19 protein-coding genes are annotated in these 21,140 nt (G+C 72.7%); all 19 read right to left on the reverse strand.

The genetic code is table 11. The features are described 5' to 3' along the window. Positions 1–149: 149 nt before the first annotated feature. The 19 genes from AC0QU1_RS16595 to AC0QU1_RS16685 all read right to left on the reverse strand — a co-directional run bounded on the left by AC0QU1_RS16595 (position 150) and on the right by AC0QU1_RS16685 (position 21,131). Positions 150–449, reverse strand: a complete 300-nt coding sequence (locus tag AC0QU1_RS16595; protein WP_119137991.1) for a DUF2469 domain-containing protein — start codon at positions 447–449, stop codon at positions 150–152. A 7-nt stretch (positions 450–456) separates the two neighbouring features. Beyond that, positions 457–1,149, reverse strand: a complete 693-nt coding sequence (gene rnhB, locus AC0QU1_RS16600) for a ribonuclease HII (protein WP_483570820.1) — start codon at positions 1,147–1,149, stop codon at positions 457–459. A 3-nt stretch (positions 1,150–1,152) separates the two neighbouring features. Beyond that, on the reverse strand, positions 1,153–1,821 hold the full coding sequence (lepB, locus tag AC0QU1_RS16605; RefSeq protein WP_483570821.1) for a signal peptidase I: 669 nt from the start codon (positions 1,819–1,821) through the stop codon (positions 1,153–1,155). A 306-nt stretch (positions 1,822–2,127) separates the two neighbouring features. After that, positions 2,128–2,475, reverse strand: a complete 348-nt coding sequence (rplS, locus tag AC0QU1_RS16610; protein WP_483570822.1) for a 50S ribosomal protein L19 — start codon at positions 2,473–2,475, stop codon at positions 2,128–2,130. A 293-nt stretch (positions 2,476–2,768) separates the two neighbouring features. Continuing rightward, positions 2,769–3,665 carry a tRNA (guanosine(37)-N1)-methyltransferase TrmD gene (gene trmD / locus AC0QU1_RS16615; protein ID WP_483570823.1) on the reverse strand — a complete coding sequence of 299 codons (897 nt, stop codon included), beginning with the start codon at positions 3,663–3,665 and terminating at the stop codon, positions 2,769–2,771. A 1-nt stretch (position 3,666) separates the two neighbouring features. Continuing rightward, positions 3,667–4,215: a ribosome maturation factor RimM gene (rimM, locus tag AC0QU1_RS16620; RefSeq protein ID WP_483570824.1), complete on the reverse strand. Its 549-nt coding sequence runs from the start codon at positions 4,213–4,215 to the stop codon at positions 3,667–3,669. 83 nt (positions 4,216–4,298) lie between these two features. Next, entirely contained in the window at positions 4,299–4,538 is a 240-nt protein-coding gene (locus tag AC0QU1_RS16625) for an RNA-binding protein (protein ID WP_020016864.1), read from the reverse strand. Continuing rightward, positions 4,538–4,963 carry a 30S ribosomal protein S16 gene (gene rpsP, locus AC0QU1_RS16630; protein WP_483570825.1) on the reverse strand — a complete coding sequence of 142 codons (426 nt, stop codon included), beginning with the start codon at positions 4,961–4,963 and terminating at the stop codon, positions 4,538–4,540. Before rpsP ends, AC0QU1_RS16625 begins: the two co-directional genes overlap by 1 nt. A 223-nt stretch (positions 4,964–5,186) precedes the next feature. After that, positions 5,187–6,308 (reverse strand): amidohydrolase family protein, encoded by a 1,122-nt coding sequence (locus AC0QU1_RS16635; RefSeq protein ID WP_483570826.1) that lies wholly within the window; start codon positions 6,306–6,308, stop codon positions 5,187–5,189. 92 nt (positions 6,309–6,400) lie between these two features. Continuing rightward, positions 6,401–8,041: a signal recognition particle protein gene (gene ffh / locus AC0QU1_RS16640; protein ID WP_483570828.1), complete on the reverse strand. Its 1,641-nt coding sequence runs from the start codon at positions 8,039–8,041 to the stop codon at positions 6,401–6,403. 150 nt (positions 8,042–8,191) lie between these two features. Next, positions 8,192–10,009, reverse strand: a complete 1,818-nt coding sequence (locus AC0QU1_RS16645; protein WP_483570830.1) for a [protein-PII] uridylyltransferase family protein — start codon at positions 10,007–10,009, stop codon at positions 8,192–8,194. 21 nt (positions 10,010–10,030) lie between these two features. Further along, positions 10,031–10,369 carry a P-II family nitrogen regulator gene (locus AC0QU1_RS16650; protein ID WP_483570832.1) on the reverse strand — a complete coding sequence of 113 codons (339 nt, stop codon included), beginning with the start codon at positions 10,367–10,369 and terminating at the stop codon, positions 10,031–10,033. 43 nt (positions 10,370–10,412) lie between these two features. Further along, positions 10,413–11,726 carry an ammonium transporter gene (locus tag AC0QU1_RS16655; protein ID WP_483570833.1) on the reverse strand — a complete coding sequence of 438 codons (1,314 nt, stop codon included), beginning with the start codon at positions 11,724–11,726 and terminating at the stop codon, positions 10,413–10,415. 202 nt (positions 11,727–11,928) lie between these two features. After that, on the reverse strand, positions 11,929–13,164 hold the full coding sequence (gene ftsY / locus AC0QU1_RS16660; protein ID WP_483570834.1) for a signal recognition particle-docking protein FtsY: 1,236 nt from the start codon (positions 13,162–13,164) through the stop codon (positions 11,929–11,931). A gap of 295 nt (positions 13,165–13,459) precedes the next feature. After that, on the reverse strand, positions 13,460–13,996 hold the full coding sequence (locus AC0QU1_RS16665) for a hypothetical protein (RefSeq protein WP_483570835.1): 537 nt from the start codon (positions 13,994–13,996) through the stop codon (positions 13,460–13,462). A gap of 419 nt (positions 13,997–14,415) precedes the next feature. Continuing rightward, positions 14,416–18,258, reverse strand: a complete 3,843-nt coding sequence (smc, locus tag AC0QU1_RS16670; protein WP_483570836.1) for a chromosome segregation protein SMC — start codon at positions 18,256–18,258, stop codon at positions 14,416–14,418. A gap of 166 nt (positions 18,259–18,424) precedes the next feature. After that, positions 18,425–18,898 (reverse strand): nucleoside-diphosphate kinase, encoded by a 474-nt coding sequence (gene ndk, locus AC0QU1_RS16675; RefSeq protein WP_483570837.1) that lies wholly within the window; start codon positions 18,896–18,898, stop codon positions 18,425–18,427. Positions 18,899–19,011: 113 nt separating this feature from the next. Continuing rightward, positions 19,012–19,452, reverse strand: coding sequence for a DUF4233 domain-containing protein (locus AC0QU1_RS16680; protein ID WP_483570838.1), 441 nt, complete (start codon positions 19,450–19,452; stop codon positions 19,012–19,014). Then, on the reverse strand, positions 19,449–21,131 hold the full coding sequence (locus AC0QU1_RS16685; RefSeq protein WP_483570840.1) for an MDR family MFS transporter: 1,683 nt from the start codon (positions 21,129–21,131) through the stop codon (positions 19,449–19,451). Before AC0QU1_RS16685 ends, AC0QU1_RS16680 begins: the two co-directional genes overlap by 4 nt. Positions 21,132–21,140: the final 9 nt, after the last annotated feature.

Consider the following 21,140-nt stretch of genomic DNA (forward strand, 5'->3'; position numbering starts at 1 on the left):
CGGCGCGGACTCACCTGTGCACAGAACGACGATCCACAAGCACGAGGTCGCGCGAGAACCCTTGGGATCTCGTCAAGAGGGTCTGTCCGACCTGAAAACCGGTTTTCACCGGACAGCGGCGCGCACGGGTGCCGAGCGCCCCCGCGGCGTCAGAGTGCCAGCTCGGCCTTCGCCAGCTCCTCGACGTTCACGTCCTTGAACGTCACCACGCGCACCGACTTCACGAAGCGCGCCGACCGGTAGACGTCCCACACCCACGCGTCGCCGAGCCGCAGCTCGAAGTACACCTCGCCCGCGGCGGACCGCACCTGGAGGTCCACCTGGTTGGCCAGGTAGAACCGGCGTTCGGTCTCCACCACATAGGAGAACAGGCCCACCACGTCGCGGTACTCGCGATAGAGCGCGAGCTCCATCTCCGTCTCGTAGTTCTCGAGGTCTTCGGCGCTCACGACCCCATCATCCCACCGACGCGGCAGTTCCGGGCAGGTTCCAGGACCGGCGGTGATGCGGCGTCGGCCCGTGCAGGCCGAGGGCGTCCATGTGCGCCTTCGCGCTGTAGCCCTTGTTCTGGTCCCACGCGTACTCGGGGTGCCGCTGCGCCAGCTCAACCAGGATCGCGTCACGCTCCACCTTGGCCAGCACACTGGCCGCGGCGACCGACGTGCAGGTCATGTCGGCCTTGATCAGGGTGCGCACCGCCGGAGCGGGCACGCCGTCGTCCAGCGCGGCGTCCGCCGCCGCGAACAGGTCGAGGGCGGGGGTGGAGAGCCAGTCGTGCTTGCCGTCCAGCACGACGACGTCGACGTCGCCGCACACCAGCCGCACCTGCGCGAGCGCGCGCCGTCCGGCCAGCCGCAGGGCCGCGATGATCCCGTGCTCGTCGATCTCGGCCGGCCCCGCGTGCCCGACGCCCCAGGCCACCGCCCAGCGCCGCACGGCGGGCGCGATGGCCTCACGCGCGTTCGGCGTCAGCAGCTTCGAGTCGGCGACGCCCTTCGGCCCCGTGCGCGTGGTGGCGTCGACCACCACGACACCCACGCTGACCGGACCCGCGAGGGCCCCACGCCCCACCTCGTCCATGCCCGCCACGAGCCGGGCCCCGGACGCGAGGAGCGCTCGTTCCTGTCGCAGCGTGGGCACCTTGCGCACCGCCTACTGCCCCGCGGGTGCCACGTCGGGAACCGCGGAGAAGACGTCGTCCGGGCGGTTGTGCCACTCCAGCCGGTCCAGCGGCCACACGGTGACGAACGCGGTGCCCACGACGTTCTCGATGGGCACGAACCCGCCGCCCGGCTTGCCCCGGTTGTAGCGCGAGTCCTGCGAGTTCTGGCGGTTGTCGCCCATGACCCAGAGCATGTCCTCCGGCACGGTGACCTCGAACGGGTCCTGGCTCGGGATCGACCCGGGCTTGATGTACGTCTCGTCGATCGGCGTGCCGTTCACCGACACGCGCCCCTCGGCGTCGCAGCACACGACCTTGTCGCCGGGCAGCCCGATCAGCCGCTTGATGAGGTGGTCGCCGGTGTCCTGGGGCAGCAGGCCCACCGTGGTCAGGAACGTCACCATCGCGTCGCCCACGGGACCGCGCTCCGGCGGCACGTACGGCGGCAGCCAGTCGCCCGGGTCCACGAAGACGACGATGTCCCCGCGCTCCAGGTCGAACGGGCCGGGTGTCAGGCGCGACGCCATGACGCGGTCACCCTCGGTCAGCGTGTCCTCCATGGACGCGCTCGGGATGTAGAACGGCTGGACCAGGAACGTCTTGATGAGCCACGACAGCACCAGCGCGCTCACCACGATGATCGCGATCTCCTTGAACATCGCGAGCAGCCCCGACTGCTGCTTTCGCGGCTCCCGACCGTGCGCGGCCCCGCCCCGACGATGCGCCCCGCTGCTTCCCCACGGATCCACTGCGCTCAACGGCGTCCCATCGATAGGGGTGGGCGGCGCCACCCGGTCGAAACTCGTCACGAGGGTAACTCTGTCACCTCTGCGGGCCCGCTGCGAAATGGTCCGGCGGGCGAGCACGCACCCCGCCGAATATCCGCACAGACCTGCGCAGGTACGACGTCGGCCGCCGCCCTCCCCTGGGAGGGCGGCGGCCGACGTCAACGCGCTTTGGGCGCCTCAGCTCTCGCGCTTCTCGCGGATCTTCGCCTTCTTGCCGCGCAGCTCACGCAGGTAGTACAGCTTGGCGCGCCGCACGTCACCGCGGGTGACGAGCTCGATCGACTCGATGGTCGGCGCGTGCAGCGGGAACTTGCGCTCCACGCCCACACCGAAGCTGACCTTGCGGACCGCGAACGTCTCGCCGATCCCGCCACCGTGGCGGGAGATCACGACACCCTGGAACGCCTGGACACGCGAGCGGTTGCCCTCGACGACCTTGACGTTGACCTTGACGGTGTCACCGGCACGGAACTCCGGGATGTCGGACCGCAGCGAGGCTGCGTCGACCATGTCGAGCTTCTGCATCGTTCTCTCCGGGCCTGCCACAGGTCAGGCGCGAATCTCGTGGGCCCTGCCCCGGCCTGCTGGCCGTCAGGGTCCCGGAAGGGTGAGGATGGCGGTGCGGCTTGACCCGGTCGGGGGCGGTTGCCCGCCCCGGTCGTCCCCTGTGGCAGAGACCTGACCGGCGATGCACCGAGGAGTAATTCTGCCACAGAAACGTGGTGTGGCTCCACGAACGTGGTGTAGATCCACGAACGTGGTGTCAAACACATACATGTAGATCGGGGCTCCGACGGGTGCGATGTCGGCGCGCAGCCTCAGACCTGCGTCAACCCGCCCGCGTCCGGGCCGGGCACCCACCCGAGCTCAGCGAGCACCGCGAGGTCGTGCTTGTCCAGCCCCGCGACGGGGAGCGCGGCGATCATGTCCGGCCGCCGGCGCGCCGTCCGCTCGAGCGCGCGGTCCCTGCGCCAGCGCTCGATCTTCGCGTGGTGCCCCGACAGCAGCACCTCCGGGATCTCCAGTCCCGCCCACGACGGCGGCTTGGTGTACACCGGGTACTCCAGCAGGCCGGCCGCCCCGTGCGACTCCTCGACCAGCGAGTCCGGGTTGCCGACCATGCCGGGGATCAGCCGCGCGACGGCCTCGATCATGACCAGCGAGGCGACCTCCCCGCCGTTGAGCACGTAGTCGCCGATCGACAGCTCGTGCACCGCGACGCCGGCGGACCGGTAGTGCTCGGCCACGCGCGCGTCGATGCCCTCGTAGCGCCCGCACGCGAACACGAGCTGCTCGGCCGACGCCAGCAGCTCGGCATGCCGCTGCGTGAACACCTCGCCCGACGGCGTCGGGACGATCAGGTGCACGTCCGCCGCGCCGGCACGCGGCGCCGTACCCGCGTCCGGCGTCGGGCCTGCGTCCGGCGCCATGCCCGCATCCGACGCCGTACCCGCGTCCGACGCCGTACTCGCATCCGGCGCCGCGCCGATCCCCAGCACCTCGTCGAGCGCAAGACCCCAGATGTCCGGCCGCATGACCATGCCGGCTCCCCCGCCGAACGGGGTGTCGTCCACCGTGCGGTGCCGGTCGGCGGTCCAGTCGCGCAGGTCGTGCACGTGCAGGTCGAGCAGCCCGCGCTGCCGCGCCTTGCCCACGAGCGACAGGTCGAGCACGGACAGGTAGTCCGGGAAGATCGAGACGACGTCGACGCGCACGTCAGCCCTCTTCCCGGTCGACGACGGCGGCGTCGGCGTCGCGGGCGAGCAGGCCGCCGGGCGGGGTCAGCACCACGCGGCCGCCCGCTACGTCGACCACCGGGACGATCGCCAGGACGAACGGGACCAGCGTGCGCGCCGTCCCGCCGTCGGGCAGCGTCTCCTCGATCAGCAGCGACTCGTGCGCGGGCTGGTACTCGAGGGTGACGACCTTGCCGACCACCGTGCCGTCGGCGAGCTCGACCCGCAGGCCCTCCAGCTCGTGCGGGTACCAGGCGTCCTCCTCATCGGAGGCGTCCACCTCGACGACGAGCTCGGCCCCGCGCAGCTCCTCGGCCGCGTTCCGGTCCGGCACCTCGGCGAACGTGACCAGCCACCGACCCTGGTGCTCGCGCGCGTGCGTCACCGTCAGCGGCCCGAGCCCGGCCGGCACGGTCTCGACCTGCGCACCGATCGCGAGCCGCGTCTCCGGGTCGTCCGTGCGCAGGTCGAGGGCCACCTCGCCCCTGAGCCCGTGCGCCTTGGTGACCCGGGCCACGGTGAGCTGCATGTCTCTCCCTCAAAGATGAAGCAATGGGCGAGGCCCGGTCCGCGCCGGACCGGGCCTCGTCGTCGTGCTGGGTGGGCGAGCGCTCAGCGCCGGTCGACGTCCACGACGTCGACTCGCACCGGGCCCTCGGTGGCCAGCGCACCGATCACGGTGCGCAGGGCGCGCGCCGTGCGACCGCCGCGGCCGATGACCCGGCCGAGGTCGTCGGGGTGCACGCGGACCTCGAGCAGGTCACCGCGGCGCAGCGTCTTCGCGGAGACCCGGACGTCGTCCGGGTTGTCCACGATGCCGCGCACCAGGTGCTCGAGGGCCTCCGAGAGCATCAGGCCTCGTCGCCCTCGGCCGACTCGGCCGGAGCCTCGGCGGCGGCAGCGGCGGCCTTCTCGGCGGCCTTGGCCTTGGCCTTCTCGGCGTCGGCGTTCACGGCCTCGATGGCGGCAGCCGTGTCGGCCTTCTCGCCCTTGACCTTCAGGGTGCCCTCGGCACCCGGCAGGCCCTTGAACTTCTGCCAGTCACCGGTCACCTTGAGCAGAGCGGCGACCTGCTCGGTCGGCTGCGCGCCGACGCCGAGCCAGTACTGCGCGCGCTCCGACTTGATCTCGATGAGCGACGGCTCCTCGGTCGGGTGGTACTTGCCGATCTCCTCGATCACGCGACCGTCGCGCTTGGTGCGCGAGTCGGCGACGACGACACGGTAGTACGGGGCCCGGATCTTGCCGAGGCGCTTGAGACGAATCTTGACGGCCACGAAGTGGTCTCTCCTGGTTCTGAATGGGATGGTCCGAGCACCGCGACGTGGGGTGAAGCGGTGGGTGGGACCGGGACACGGCCTGACCGGCTGAGAGGGGTCCGGGCGCGCCGAGTACCTGCACATTGTGCCAGACGGCGAGAGGGCCCACCAACCGCGCGTAGGTCACACGCACCCGGGCGTCAGGCGCACGTCGGAGAAGGCACGCAGGCCGCAGATCGGGTCAGCGCGCCGTCGGGTAGATCACGCCGCGCAGGATGACGGCGGTGGGGTGCCGCAGCACCTCGATGTCCTCGCGCGGGTCCGCCGGGTAGACCACGAGGTCGGCGCTGGACCCCTCGACGACCGCCCCGAAGCCCAGGTAGTCGCGGGCCCGCCAGGACGCCATCGCCACCACCTCCGACGCCGGGAGGCCCGCGGCGACCAGCTCCGCGCACTCGTCGGCGATGCGGCCGTGCGAGATGGTCCCGCCGGCGTCCGTGCCGACCAGGAGCCGCACGCCCGCCTCGTGCAGGTCGCGGACCTGCTGGTACCGGCGCGCGTACATGGCGCGCATCCGCTCGGCGTACACGGGGTACTTGCCGTCGGCCTGGGCCGCGATGGCGTCGAACTGCCCCACCTGCAGCAGCGTGGGCGTGACGGCGATGCCGCGCTCGGCGGCCGCCTCCATGTGGGCCGCCGTCATGCCGGTGCCGTGCTCGATGCAGTCCACTCCTGCTGCGAGCAGCCCGTCGATGGTCTCGGTGGCGAAGGCGTGCACCGTCACGCGCGCCGCCTCGGCATGCGCCACGGCGACCGCCTCGGCGAGCAGGTCGTCGGGCCACAGGGGGCGCAGGTCGCCGTCGGCGCCGAGCGTGCGGTCGATCCAGTCGCCCACGAGCTTGACCCAGCCGTCGCCGCGCCGCGCCTGCGTGCGCACGGCCTCCGGCAGCAGCTCGGGCGACTCCAGCTCCAGCCCGTAGTTGCGCAGGTAGCGCTTGGGGCGCGCCAGGTGCGAGCCCGACCGCAGCAGGTGCGGCAGGTCGCCGCGCTGGTGCACCCACGCGGTGTCCAGCGGTGAGCCGGCGTCGCGGATCAGCAGCACGCCGGCGTCCCGGTCCGCGACCGCCTGCTTCTCGGCCTCGTCGACGGGCACGGCGCCGTCGGCGGCGAGCCCGATGTGACAGTGCACGTCGACCAGGCCCGGCACCGCCCAGCCCTCCAGCACCTGCATGTTGGAACCCTGCGCCGACGGCCGGGTCAGGCTCACCCGGCCACCGCGGACCCAGATCTCGTCGGCCTCGCGGTCGTCACCCAGCAGGATGCGCCCGCGGATCGCCGCGGTCGGACCTTCCAGCGCAGACATCCGGCTCCTTTGCTCTCCCCGACTCACACTGTGGACTCACCCGGCCCCGGCACCCACACCGGCCCCGTCACCCGAACCACCACTGGCGGGCCTCACCGGCCCAGGAACTTCTCCAGGCCCGGCGGCAGCTCGATGCTGCTCAGGTCGGGTGCCTCGTCCTTCTTCTGGGGAGCGACGCCGAAGGACGATCCGGCGGGCGCGGCGGGCCGGGCGGCGGGGCCGCCGCCGAGGGCGCGCTGCATCGCTTCCTTCTCCTGCTGCGCGCGCTTGGCCGGGTTCCCGGACTTGCCCTTCTTGCCCTTCTTGGGCGGCTGCGTCTTGCCGCGCGACTTCTTGCCCATGCCCATCCCGGGGCCGCCGGGCATCGCGGGCATCCCGCCGGGGCCCAGGCCGCCGCCCTTGGACATCTGCCGCATCATCTTCTGCGCGTTCTCGAACCGCTCCAGGAGCTGGTTGATGGCCGTCGTCGTGGTGCCGGAACCCTTGGCGATGCGGGCGCGCCGCGAGCCGTTGATGATCTTCGGGTTGTCGCGCTCGGCCGGCGTCATCGAGTGGATGATCGCCTCGATGCGGCCCACCTCGCGCTCGTCGAACTGGTCGAGCTGGTCGCGCATCTGGGCCATGCCCGGCAGCATGCCGAGCATCTTCTTCATCGAGCCCATGTTCTTGAGCTGCTGCATCTGCACCAGGAAGTCCGCGAGCGTGAAGTCCTGCCCGCTGGCGAGCTTGCCCGCCATCTTCTCGGCCTGCTCGGCGTCGAACGCCTTCTCGGCCTGCTCGATCAGGGTGAGCACGTCACCCATGTCGAGGATGCGGCTGGCCATGCGGTCGGGGTGGAAGACCTCGAAGTCAGTCAGCTTCTCGCCCGTGGACGCGAACATGATGGGCCGGCCGGTCACCTTGGCGACCGAGAGAGCGGCACCACCGCGGGCGTCACCGTCCAGCTTGGAGAGCACCACGCCGGTGAAGTCGACGCCGTCGGCGAACGCCTTGGCGGTGTTCACCGCGTCCTGGCCGATCATCGCGTCGATGACGAACAGGACCTCGTCCGGGCTGACGGCGGCGCGGATGTCCGCGGCCTGCTTCATCAGCACCTCGTCGATGCCGAGGCGGCCGGCGGTGTCCACGATCACGACGTCGTGCTGGCGCTCCCTGGCGAACGCGACGCCGTCGCGGGCGACGCCCACCGGGTCGCCGATGAGGGGCGCGTCGGCCGCGGGGTCGTCCGCCTCCGAGGTGTTGCCCGGGTGCGGCGCGAACACCGGCACGCCGGCGCGCTCGGCGACCACGGAGAGCTGGGTCACAGCGTTGGGCCGCTGGAGGTCGGCGGCGACCAGCACCGGTGTGTGGCCCTGGCCCTTCAGCGCGAGCGCGAGCTTCCCGGCCAGCGTGGTCTTACCTGCACCCTGCAGACCCGCGAGCATGATCACGGTGGGCGGCGTCTTGGCCAGCGTGAGCGGGCGCGTGGCCCCGCCGAGGATGTCGACGAGCTCCTCGTTGACGATCTTGACGACCTGCTGGGCCGGGTTCAGCGCGCCGGAGACCTCCGACGACAGCGCGCGCTCGCGCACCGCCGCGGTGAACTCGCGCACCACGGGCACCGCGACGTCGGCATCGAGGAGGGCGCGGCGGATCTCCCGCACGGTCGCGTCGATGTCCGCCTCGGAGAGACGGCCCCGCGTGCGCAGGTTCTTGAACGTCGAGGTAAGCCGGTCGGACAGGGAATTGAACACGGACACAGCCTAATCGACGGCGTGCCACACAATCGGACCGGACCGCGGGGCACCGCCCTTCTCGGGCGCCCAGCTGTCAGGCCGCGGGTGCGGTCCGGGAAGAGCCGACCATTCACCGCCGGCCCGGACCACTTCCGAAGCGCGCCCGGGTCATCCGGCCAGCACGACGCGCGCCCGCTCCGTGAGCCCGTCCACGAGCCGAGCCCGCCATTCCGTCCAGTGCTTCGGCCCCAGCGACGTGGTGTCCGCCTCGGTCAGGGCGCGCAGTACGTCGAGCAGGTCGCGGCGGTGGTCCACGGCCTCCAGCAGGGTCGTCACCGTTTCCGGGTCGTCGGGATCGGCCCGTGTGGCCAGGTCCGCGAGCGTCAGGTGGTGCCGCACGAGCCGCGTGACGTCGTCGACCACCTGGGGCGCGAAGCCCGCGCGGGTCAGGATGCCCGGCACCAGCCGGGCGCCCTCCACCGAGTGGTCGGCCGCGCCACGCACCTTGCCGATGTCGTGCAGGAGCGCCGCGAGCAGCAGGAGGTCGCCGGGCGCCACTCCCGCACGCTGTCCGGCGCTGGGCGCGAGCTCCGGCAGCCGACGCCGCAGCCGAGCGGCCACCGCCGCCGTCTCGACGAGGTGCCGGTCCACGGTGTGCCGGTGGATGGCCGCGCGCTGCGGCCGGTTGCGCACGTCCGCCCACTCCGGGAACCAGGAGGTGACCACCCCGGCGAGGTCCAGCGCCTCCCAGACCGGGATCTGCGCCGGACCCGCGGCGAGCAGCGCGAGCAGGTGCTCGCGCGCGGCCGGCGGCCAGGGTTCGGGCAGGGGCGGGCTCTGCGCGAGGCTCCGGATGGTCACGGGCGACAGCACCAGCCCGGTCCGCGCGGCGGTCGCGGCCGCCCGCAGGGGCAGCAGCGGGTCCGACGCCGGCCGCGTCCCGACGCCGAGCACCAGCTCGCCGTCGTGCTCGACCAGGCCGTCGCCCACCGACCGCAGGCGCGGCGGCGTCCGCCGTCCGCGCACGAGGAGGGGCTTGCCCACACCCACCGGGCGGGACAGCGCCTGCCGGGCGCGGCGGATCGTCATGTCGAGCGCGTAGGAGATCTCCCGGCCCGCCTCGGCGAGGCTCGCCAGCAGCTCGTCGCCGTCGTCGTACCCGGTCCGCTCGGCGACATCCTCGAGGTCGGCCAGCAGCAGGCGGCTGGTGCGCCGCCGGGTGACCACCTGCAGCGTGTCGCGCACGTCGAGCAGGTGCGTGTAGGCGGTGTCGACGGCGCCGTGCGGGCGGTCGGTGAGCCAGGTGGCGGCCAGCGCGGAGAGCAGGACGGCGTCCCGCATGCCGCCGCGCGCCTCCTTGAGGTCGGGCTCGATGAGATAGGCGAGCTCGCCGGCGCGCTGCGCGCGGTCGCGCGTGGACGAGATGAGCTCCGGCAGGCGCCGTCGCGCCGCGGCGCGCCAGTCCGTCAGCACGGCCGACGCCGCCCGGTGCACGACGACGGCGTCGCCGGCCACCGCCCGTACGGCGAGCCAGCCGATCACCGCGGGGAGGTCGCTGGCCGCCACCTGTCGCGACTGGCTCAGGGACCGCACCGCGTGGTCGATGTCCACGCCCGAGTCCCACAGCGGGTACCAGAGGCGCTCGGCCACCTGCCGCAGCTCGTCGGCCGAGTGGGTGCGGCCGTCGTGCACGAGCACGAGGTCGAGGTCGCTCAGCGGGCCGAGCTCGCCCCGGCCGAGGCTGCCGACGGCCGCGAGCGCGATGCCCGACGGGTCGACGTCCTTCGTGGCCTCGGCGAACAGGTCGCCGAGGCGTTCGGTGACCCGCTGCCCGACGGCGGACCGCCGGGCGAGGCCCGAGCGGCCGGGGCCGGTGAGATCGGTGGCGATGGTGAGGAGCTCGTCGCGGAGGCCCCGCACCCCGGCGGCGGGGTACGGGGCCTCCGTCTGCTCCCTGGTGCCGTCGGGCACCGGGTCACGTGTCATGCGTCGTCGAGTACTCCGGGATCAGAGCGCGGCGTCGCCGTGCTCGCCGGTGCGCACGCGGGCCACGTCGTCGACCGACACGACCCACACCTTGCCGTCACCGATCTTGCCGGTCTGGGCGGCGCCGATGATCGCGTCGGTCACCGCCGTGACGTCCTCGTCCGTGACGAGCACCTCGACGCGGACCTTCGGCACCAGGTCGACGGTGTACTCGGCACCGCGGTAGACCTCGGTGTGTCCCTTCTGCCGGCCGTAGCCGCTGGCCTCGCTCACGGTCATCCCGCGAACCCCGGCACCCTCCAACGCCGTCTTCACGTCATCGAGCCGGTGCGGCTGGATGACACCCGTGACGAGCTTCATGCGCGTATCTCCTTAGCGTTCGGTTGCTGCACCGTGGTCACGGTCAGCGCACCTCGGTGATGGTAGAGCCCGAGTTCTCGTAGGCGGTCTCTCCGTGGACGGCCAGGTCGATACCGCTGACCTCCGCCTCCTCCGAGATGCGCCAGCCCAGGGTGGCCTTGAGGGCGTACGCGATGACCGAGGTGACGACGAAGCTGAACACGACGGCGATGAGCGCGGCGACGATCTGGGTGCCGAGCTGCGTGAAGCCGCCGCCGTAGAACAGGCCGTCGAGGGCGCCCTCCGGGTACCAGGTGCCGTAGGACGCGACGGCGTCCTCGCCGCCAGTCGCGAAGAAGCCGAGCAGCACCGTGCCGACGAGGCCACCGACCAGGTGCACGCCGACCACGTCGAGCGAGTCGTCGTAGCCGAACCGGTACTTCAGGCCGACCGCCAGGGCGCAGAGGATGCCGGCGACCAGGCCGATCGCGATCGAGCCGTACGTGTCGACGGCGGCGGCCGCCGGGGTGATGGCGACCAGGCCGGCCACGACACCGGACGCCGCACCGAGCGTGGTGGGCGCACCGTCGCGGATCTTCTCCGTGGCCATCCAGGCGAGCATCGCGACGCCGGTCGCGACAAGGGTGTTCAGCCAGGCGCGGCCCGCGGTGCCGTCGGCGGCGAACTCGGAGCCGGCGTTGAAGCCGAACCAGCCGAACCACAGGAGCGCGGCGCCGAGCATGACGAACGGCAGGTTGTGCGGACGCATGGCCTCGGTGCCGAAGCCCTTGCGCTTGCCGATGATCAGCGCGAGCGCCAGGCCCGCCGCACCGGCGTTGATGTGCACCACGGTGCCGCCGGCGAAGTCGATCGGGGTGGACAGGGCCGTGGCGATCGGGCCTTCGAGGCCGAGCAGGCCGCCGCCCCACACCATGTGCGCGACGGGGCTGTAGACCAGCGTCACCCACAGGGCGGCGAAGACGAGCCAGGTGCCGAACTTCACGCGGTCCGCGATGGCCCCGGAGATGAGGGCGACCGTGATGATCGCGAACGTGGCCTGGAAGGCCGCTGCGACCGTCGCCGGGACGCCCACGGAGGCCATGAGCGAGTCGGCGTCGGCGATCGCGAGGCCGAAGTAGTCGGCCGGGTTGCCGATGATGCCACCGAGGTCGGTGCCGAAGGTCAGCGAGTAGCCGTAGAGCACCCAGATCAGACCGGCGACGCCGATCGAGCTGAAGCTCATCATCATCATGTTGAGAACGCTCTTCCCACGCACCATGCCGCCGTAGAAGAACGCCAGGCCCGGCGTCATCAGCAGCACGAGCGAGGAGGCGGTGATCATCCAGGCAGTGTTTCCACTGTCCAGTTCGAATTCCATCGGTTGCCTCTCTCCCCGGACCGGTCCTTGGTGACTCGGCCCACGGCGACAACCGTTCCGGCAAGCCGTTACACCTGACCTGCACCGAGGTTACGGATACGTGACGCAGGCGAGGAGCATGTAAACGTCCTATTTCACGACCAGAATGTTCTCACATATTGGACGAGCGGCCTCATTCATCGCTGAAATGCGCCCGCGCCTTTCACCCGAGAATTCCGTCCACAAAATCGCCGACGTCGAACGGCGCCAGGTCGTCCGGGCCCTCGCCCAGGCCGACGAGCTTGACCGGCACGCCGAGCTCGCGCTGCACCTGCACCACGATCCCGCCCTTGGCGGTCCCGTCGAGCTTGGTCAGCACGATGCCCGTGACGCCGGCCACCTCCGCGAAGACCCGGGCCTGCGAGAGCCCGTTCTGGCCGGTGGTGGCGTCCAGCACCAGCAGCACCTCGCTCGGCGCGGCGACCTTGCTGGACACGCGCACGATCTTGCCGAGCTCGTCCATGAGGCCCGCCTTGTTCTGCAGGCGCCCGGCGGTGTCCACGAGCACGACGTCGGTCTTGTCGTCCCGTCCGCGCGCCACCGCCTCGAAAGCCACCGACGCCGGGTCGGCGCCCTCGCGGTCCGAGCGCACCGTCGGCACGCCCACGCGGTTGCCCCAGGTGGTGAGCTGGTCCGCCGCGGCGGCCCGGAAGGTGTCGGCGGCGCCGAGCACCACACTGCGGCCGTCCGCCACCAGGACCCGGGCGAGCTTGCCGACCGTCGTCGTCTTGCCCGTGCCGTTCACGCCGACCACGAGCACCACTGCGGGCAGGTGCGTGCCGTCCTCCGCGGCGGTCGGCGCGGTCCTCAGCGTCCGGTCCAGCTCCGGCTGCAGGAGCGTCACGAGCTCGGAGCGCAGCAGGTCGCGCACCGCGGCGGGCTCGCGCACGCCCAGCACGCGGACCCTGGTGCGCAGGGCGTCCAGGAGCTCCGTGGTGGGGCCCGCCCCGACGTCCGCGAGGAGCAGCTCCTCCTCGATCTCGTCCCAGTCGTCCTCCGTGAGCGCGTCCCGCGACAGGACGGACAGCAGCCGGGCGCCCAGGGGCGAGCCGGACCGGGCGAGGCGGTCGCGCAGCCGCACCAGGCGGCCGGCGGTGGGGGCCGGCTGTTCGACGGCGGGGCGGGCGGGGGCTTCGGCCTCTGCCGGGGCCTGAGCTTCTGCCGGTCCCGGGCGAGCGGTCTCGACGGTCCCGGTTGCCGAGCCGGGCTCGGTAATTGTGCCGGGCTCCGTCGTCGTACCGGGCTCGGCCGTCGTGCCGGGTTCGACGGTCGTCGTCGCGCCGCCCTGACCCCCGGTACGCCTCCGGCGTCGGGCGGCGAGGACGCCTACAACGCCGCCACCTCCCGCGAGGACGGCGACGGCGGAGATGATGATCTCGATCCAGGGAAGCTCGTTCACGCCCCAGATTCTTTCATCTCACGGAGAGCCCATGCTCCGTCGGCCGGGCGCCCCTCCCCCGCCGTCGGCCGAACCGCAGGACACCGATCCTCCACCGGCGCCGAACCGCAAGATACGGCCCGACGCGGCTCCCGAACCGAAGGTTCCTGGTCCCCGCCGGCGCCGATGAGTAACCTGCGGTTCGACGGCCACCCTGACGAGTAACCTGCGGCTCGGCGGCAGGGCCGGTGCGTAACTTGCGGTTCGGCGCCCGGCCTCACGACTAACTTGCGGTTCGGCACCGGGTAGACGTCGGTCAGCTCGCGGCCTGGGCCGGGCCTTCCTCCGCGGCGGGCGGCTCCGGCGCGATGTTCTGCACGGGGCGCACCGGCCGCACCGCCCGGAGCTGGCCCGGAACACGGTTGGCCGGCCGCAGCGGCACCGTGCCGAGCGGCACGTGCAGCCGCTTCTGCGCCTGGTCACGGGCCCGGTTCAGCACGTCGGTCAGCTCCTCGGCGTCGACGTAGCCGGGCTTGGACTCGATGGTCGCCGCGAAGAACTCGGACATCCCCATGTCCACGGGCGAGGTGTCCGGCTTGGCCACGCGCGGCTTGCCGACCCACACGGACGGGGCACCTACGGCGTGGGTGGCGACGGCGGACGCGCCGTGCCGGCGGCCCTCCGCACGCCGCTTGGCGGCGCCGCGGCGACGCGAGAGGCCGGACCGGAGCCACTCGAGGAACGAGAAGTCCTCGCCCTCCTTGCTCGACGGCGCGTCCATCTGGCTGGCGACGACAAAGACACCGACCGCCAGGACCAGACACACCACGAGCAAGATGACCGACCACCACATAGGGCTATTGTGTCGCGTCTTGTCCGCTCACGCCGCGCAAGAGCGCACGACACGCCGCACGACACGCGCGTGTTCAGCGGGAGAAATCGCTCACACCTGGCGGTTCCCGGCTCGGTCCGGGAAATTTCACCCGCTCGGCCTTCGCCAGCCGGGCCTCCTGCTCCTCGCGCACGTACGGGACCGTCCGTCCTGCCGATCGTCGACGAGCCGGCCGCAGACTGCTCCTCGCGCACGTACGGGCACGTACGGGACCATCCGAGTCTGCGATTCCGCTCCAGTCCCGTAACCTCGGCCTTGGCCCGCACCCGGCGCCGCGCCCCCGGCCCCGCCCGAGCCAGCGCCCCCGGCCCATCCCGCCCGAGCCCGCGGTTCCGCCCAGGCCGCACGCCTCGGCCCGCACCCCGCACCGCTCCCCCGGCTCAGGCGGTCACCGCCTCCCGGTCGCCCATGCGCTGGCTGATCAGCGTCGTGACGCCGTCGCCCCGCATCGTCACGCCGTACAGGGCGTCCGCCACCTCCATCGTGCGCTTCTGGTGCGTGATGACGATGAGCTGGCTGTCCTTCTGCAGCTCCTTGAAGATCTCGATGAGGCGCCCGAGGTTCACGTCGTCGAGCGCCGCCTCGACCTCGTCCATGATGTAGAACGGGCTGGGCCGCGCCTTGAAGATCGACACGAGGAACGCCACGGCCGCCAGCGAGCGCTCGCCGCCCGACAGCAGCGACAGACGCTTGACCTTCTTGCCCGCCGGACGCGCCTCGACCTCGATACCGGTCGTGAGCAGGTCCTCCGGGTCCGTGAGCGTCAGCTTGCCCTCGCCGCCCGGGAACAGCCGGGGGAAGATCTCCAGGAACTTCGCGGCCGTGTCCTGGAACGCCTCCGCGAACACCTGCTGCACGCGCTCGTCGATGTCGTCGACGATCTGCAGCAGGTCCTCGCGCGACTTCTTCAGGTCCGCGAGCTGGTCGGTGAGGAACTGGTGCCGCTCCTCCAGGGCCGCGAACTCCTCCAGCGCGAGCGGGTTCACGGCGCCGATCCGCGACAGGGCCCGCTCGGCCTTCGCCAGCCGGGCCTCCTGCTCCTCGCGCACGTACGGGACCATCCGGTCCGGCTTCGGCACTGCCGGGGCGGCGTCCTCCTCGGGGACGGCCTCCTCCTCGGCAGGGACGTCGCCCGGCTCGGCCCCGGCGGCCGCGACGATGACGGCGGTGGCCGCGGGGTCGTCGGGCCGAAGCCCCGCCTCGTGCAGGGCGCGCGTCCGCGCGATCAACGCGTCCTCGCGCGCCGCAGCGCCGCGCGGCAACGCCGGATCACCCTCGTAGCGGATCGGGTTGCCCTCGTCGTCGCGCTCCACCACCGCGCGCCGCTTACGCCCGCGCACCGCCACGTCGCCCTCGTACACCGGGACCATCTGGTGCGGGCCGAACTCCTCCATGAGCACGTCCGGGTCGGTACCCAGCTCCTCGACGGCCCGCGTCTGGAGCTGCTCCAGGCGCAGCGCCTGCTGCGCGCGGGCCACCTCGTCGCGGTGCGCGACGTCGGTGAGCTCGCGCAGCTCGGCCGTGAGCCGCTCGACGCTCCCCCGCACGGCGAGGAGCTGCTCCGAGCCGGCGGCGCGGGCCTCCTCCGCCGCCGCCTTGTCGGCCACCGCCCGGTCCACGGACCGCCCGATCGCCTCCAGCGCCACCGCGACGGCCTGCTGCACGAGCACCGCACGCTCCGAGTCCCGGCGCCGCGCCTCCTCGCGCTCCGCGGCCCTGGCCCGGGCCTCGCGCTCCTGCTCGGCCGCGGCGGCCAGCGCCTGCGCCCGGCCCGACACCGCGCGCGCCCGCTCCTCGGCCGTCCGCAGCGCCAGCCGGGCCTCGGTCTCGCGCGCCCGGGCGGCGGTCGCGGCCTCGGCGGCCGCGTCGCGCTCCGCCTGCACCTCGTCGATCGAGCCCTCGCCGTCGTCGGGCTCCTCCTCGGCGATCGCCATGCGCTCGACCAGCGCCTCGAGCTCGAGCTCGTCCTCCGCACGGCGCGTCTGCGCCTGCTCCAGCGCCGCGCGGTGCCGGTCGGCCTCGGCCCGGGCCGCCCGTGCGGCCGCGCCCAGCGAGCCGAGCTGTTCCGCCGCCGCCGCACGTGCGGCGTCCGCCTCCCCGAGCCGGGCGAGCGTCTCGTCGTACCGCTCCTGCGCCGCGGCGCGCTCGGCCCGCGCGCGCTCCAGGTGCGCCGACCCGTCGGCCTCCCGGGCCGCCGCCTCGTCGCGGGCGGCCTTCGCCTCGTCGAGTGCCGACTGCAGGTGCAGCACGCTCGGCGCGGCCGCCGAGCCGCCCCAGGCCCGCGTGGCGCCCAGCAGGTCGCCGGCCCGCGTCACGGCGACCACCGGCTGCGTGCGCACCAGGGCGCGGGCTCGCGCCAGGTCGTCCACGACGACGACGTCGCGCAGGATGGTCAGCAGCGCCGCCGACGCGGGCCCCGCCACCTGGACGACGTCGGTGGCCCAGCGCGCACCCGCCGGGAGGTCGACCGGGGGGCGGGCCGCCGTCGCGCCCGAGCCGTCCGCCGCCGTCGGACCGGAGCCGACGACCAGGCTGGCGCGGCCGGCGTCCTCGTCGCGGAGCAGCCGCAGCGCGTCGACGGCCTCGTCGACGCCGGCCACGGCCACGGCGTCCGCCACGGGGCCGAGCGCCGCCGCCACCGCGTCCTCGAAACCCGCCTCGATGCCCAGCAGCGCCGCCACCGAACCGAGGACACCCGACTGGTCGGCGGCCAGGAGCGCGCCCGCGCCGTCCTTGCGGTCGAGGCTCAGCTCCAGCGCCTCGACCTTCGCCGCTGCGGCGCTGCGGTCCCGCTCCGCGGTGGTCACCTGCTCCTGGAGGTGCCGCACCTCGGCCTTCGCCAGCTCGAGCACCTCGGACGCCGCCTCGTGCGCGACGTCGAGCCCCTCCTCGCCGCCGTCGACCCCGCCGATCTCCGCCTCGAGCGCCGTGAGCTCGCGCGAGGACTCCTCGACGCGCTGCTCGGCCTCCAGGAGGGCGTCGCGCAGGCGGTCCAGCTCCGACTGCGCGGCCTCGACGCGGCTGCGGCGCGCGGCGACCTGGCCGGCCAGCCGGGCGAGGCCCTCGCGGCGGTCCGCGGCGGCGCGCAGCAGCGCGGCGTGGGAACGCTCGGCGGCCTGCGCGGCCGCCTCCGCCTCGGTCCGGACGTCGACGGCGGACTCGACCGTCTCGCGCGCGATGGCCACCTCGGCGGCCAGCTCCTCCTCGCTCGCGCGGGCGCGGGCGGCCTGGGCCTCCAGGTCGTCGGGGTCCTGGCCCTGGTGGGCCGGCTCGGCGGTGCCCAGCAGGCGGGCCCGCTCCCCCGCGAGCGACTGCAGGCTGCGCAGGCGCTCCCGCGTCTGCGACAGCGCGAACACGGTGTCGCTCGCCTGGCTGACCTGCTGCGACTCCGCCGACATCGCGGCCTCCAGCCGGGCCAGCGTCCCGCGCGCCTCGGCCAGCGCCTCCTCGGTCTCGGCCTGCCGCTGCCGCAGGGACCGCTCGTCCGCGCGCTCCTGCTCGAGCTGGGCGGTGAGCTGGGCCAGGTCGTCGGCGAGCAGGCGCGACTTCGCGTCGCGCAGGTCGCGCTGCACCGTCTGTGCCTTGCGGGCCGCCTCGGCCTGCCGGCCCAGCGGGCCGAGCTGGCGCCGCAGCTCGGCGGTCAGGTCGCCCAGGCGCGCGAGGTTGCCCTGCATCGCGTCGAGCTTGCGCAGCGCCTTCTCCTTGCGCTTGCGGTGCTTGAGGACGCCGGCGGCCTCCTCGATGAAGCCGCGCCGCTCCTCGGGCGTCGCGCGCAGGACGGCGTCGAGCTGCCCCTGCCCCACCACGACGTGCATCTCGCGGCCGATGCCGGAGTCGCTCAGGAGCTCCTGGATGTCCAGCAGGCGGCAGGCGTTGCCGTTGATCGCGTACTCGGAACCGCCGCTGCGGAACAGCGTGCGGGAGATCGTGACCTCTGTGTAGTCGATCGGCAGTGCGCCGTCGGTGTTGTCGATGGTCAGGGACACCTCGGCGCGGCCGAGCGGGGCGCGGCCGGCCGTGCCCGCGAAGATGACGTCGTCCATCTTGCCGCCGCGCAGCGACTTGGCACCTTGCTCGCCCATGACCCAGGCCAGGGCGTCGACCACGTTGGACTTGCCGGAGCCGTTGGGGCCCACCACGCAGGTGATGCCCGGCTCCAGCTCGAGGGTGGTCGCCGACGCGAAGGACTTGAAGCCCCGGAGCGTGAGCGTCTTGAGGTGCACTCGGTGAGCCTAACTGTGGATACGGGTTGAACGTCGGACATACGGCGGGTGTACGCCGAAGCAGAGCGTCCGTCCGGGACGCGCGGGATTACCCCGGGCGTTCTGGACGGACGCTCTGTTTCGGCGGTCTGGCAGGTCGAAGGCGGTGCCTACCTGCGGGTTTCGCTCAGCCCAGCTCGGGGAACCAGAGCGCGATCTCGCGCGCGGCGGACTCGGTCGAGTCGGAGCCGTGCACCAGGTTCTGCTGCACCTTCGTGCCCCAGTCGCGGCCCAGGTCGCCACGGATCGTGCCGGGGGCCGCGTCGGTCGGGTTGGTGGCGCCCGCCAGGGAGCGGAAGCCGGGGATGACGCCCTCGCCCTCGGCCACGACGGCCAGGACCGGGCCCGACATCATGAACTCGACGAGCGGCGCGTAGAACGGCTTGCCCTGGTGCTCGGCGTAGTGCGCGGCGAGCAGCTCCGGGGTGGCGTTCGTGAGCTGCACGGCGCGCAGCGTGTAGCCCTTGGCCTCGATGCGGCGCAGGATCTCGCCGGACAGGCCGCGGCGGACGCCGTCCGGCTTGACCAGGACGAGGGTGCGCTCGGCCACCGGCTGCGTCGAGGCCTCCGTGGGCAGGGTCTTCTCTGCGACGTCGGTCATGGCACAACCTTATCCGGGCCGGAAGCACCAGGAGGACGCGGCGCCTGCCCACACCCCGAAACGTGTCGGACGCTCAGGTCACTCCGACCTGAGCGTCCGACGTACGAGGAGAGTCAGCCGACGTTCGGGGCCGTCTCCGGGTGGGCGGCGTCGTACTCCGCCCGTTCGCGGTCCACGCGCGCGCCGAGGCGCAGCGCGTAGAACCACAGCACCACGAAGATCCCGCCGACCAGGTACATCATCGGCACGAGCAGGCCCATGGCGAGCACGGGCACCTGGGCCACCGTGCCCGCCGCGCGGCCGGCGGCGGAGCTCTGGACCCGGGACAGGACCACGAGCACCAGGACGAGCACACCGCCGAGCACCCAGATCGCCGTCCCCGACTCGATGCGCAGCGGGCCGCGCCCGAAGTCGGAGTCGCGCAGGGCCCACACCGCCATGGTCGCGAACAGCACCACGAACACCTCCAGGAGCAGCGTGGTGGAGGTGAACTGCACCAGCGCGGACTTCCTGGGCCTGATGCGGTCGCCGGGGGTGGGTCGGTCCTTGCTCACCGGCTCAGGATATCCGTCTCCTTGGGGTCGACGGCGTCCTCCACCGTGTCGGGCACGGCGTCCTCCACCGCGTCCGGCACGACGTCGGCCGCGGGCTGCTCGCCGTCCGCCATGACCGCCTCGCCGCGGGCCACCATCCCTGCCTCGTTGGAGAGCTTGACCTCCTTGAGGAACAGGGCCAGCACCAGGCCGACGACGACCAGCGGCACGAGGTACCAGAACGCCGGCGCGAGGGCGTCGGCGAACGCGTCGACCACGCCGGAGCGCAGGGGCTCGGGGAGCTGCTCCACGAGCGCCGGCGTGAGCCCGGAGCCGCCGTCCGCCGGGGCGGCCCCCTGCGGGAGGCCGGCGAAGACGCCCTCAAGGTTGTCCGTGAGGCGCGAGGTGAACACCGTGGTGAACGCGGCGGTGCCCACGGCAGCGCCGATCTCGCGGAAGAAGTTGTTCGACGACGTGGCGGTGCCCAGCTCGTGCGGGTCAACGGAGTTCTGCACCGCGAGCACGATGGTCTGCATGACCAGGCCCATGCCGGCGCCGAGCACGAAGATCATCGCGCCGAACAGCCACAGGGACATGTCGCCCTCGAGGCGCGTCAGCCAGATCATGCCCGCGATCGTGATCGCGAGGCCCGCCACGGGGAACATCTTGTAGCGGCCGGTCCGGGAGATCGCGAAGCCGGACAGGATCGAGGTCAGCATGAGGCCGGCCATCAGCGGGAGCATGAGCAGGCCGGACTCGGTGACGCCCGCGCCGGTCGACATCTGCAGGAACGTCGGCAGCATCGCCATGGCGGAGAACATGCCCATGCCGAGCACCAGGCCGATGAGGGTGGTGATGGTGAACGTCGGGTTCTTGAACAGCCGCAGCGGGATGAGCGGCTCCGACACCCGGTTCTCGATGAGCACGAACAGGCCGACCATGACCACGGTGCCCAGCAGCAGGCCGAGCAGCGTCGGGTCGGACCAGTCGTAGCCGTCGTTGCCGAGCGACTCCCAGCTCGTCAGCAGCACGATGCCGGTGGTGCCCAGCGCCATGGTGAGGATGCCGCCCCAGTCGGTGGGCCGGCCCGAGCGGTGCGAGGGCAGCTTGAGGGCGAAGTAGGCGATGAACCACGCGGCGATGCCGATGGGCACGTTGATCCAGAACGTCCAGCGCCAGCCGGGGCCGTCGGTGAGCCACCCGCCCAGCAGCGGCCCGGCGACGGCGGAGATGCCGAACAGGGCGCCCATGGGGCCCATGTACTTACCGCGGTCGGACGCCGGGATGATGTCGGCGATGATCGCCTGCGCCAGGATCATCAGACCGCCGCCGCCGAGGCCCTGCACGGCGCGCCACGCCACGAGGGACTCGAACGACTGCGCCATGCCGCCCCCGAACGACGCGACGACGAACAGGCCGACCGCAACGAGGAACGGCCAGCGCCGCCCGTAGAGGTCGCCGAACTTGCCGTACAGGGGCATCGCTATCGCGATCGCGAGGATGTAGCCGGTGATGACCCAGCCCTGGTGCTCCACGCCGTTCAGCTCGCCCACGATGGTGGGCATCGCGGTGCCGACGATGGTCTGGTCGAGGGAGGACAGGAACATCGAGGCCATCAGGGCCCCGAAGATCAGCCAGATCGTGCGCTGGTTGAGGACTACCAGCGGCTTGTCCGGCGCCGTGGTGACGGCGTGGCTCATGAAGGTGCC

The sequence above is a fragment of the Promicromonospora noduliphila genome, assembly GCF_056951025.1.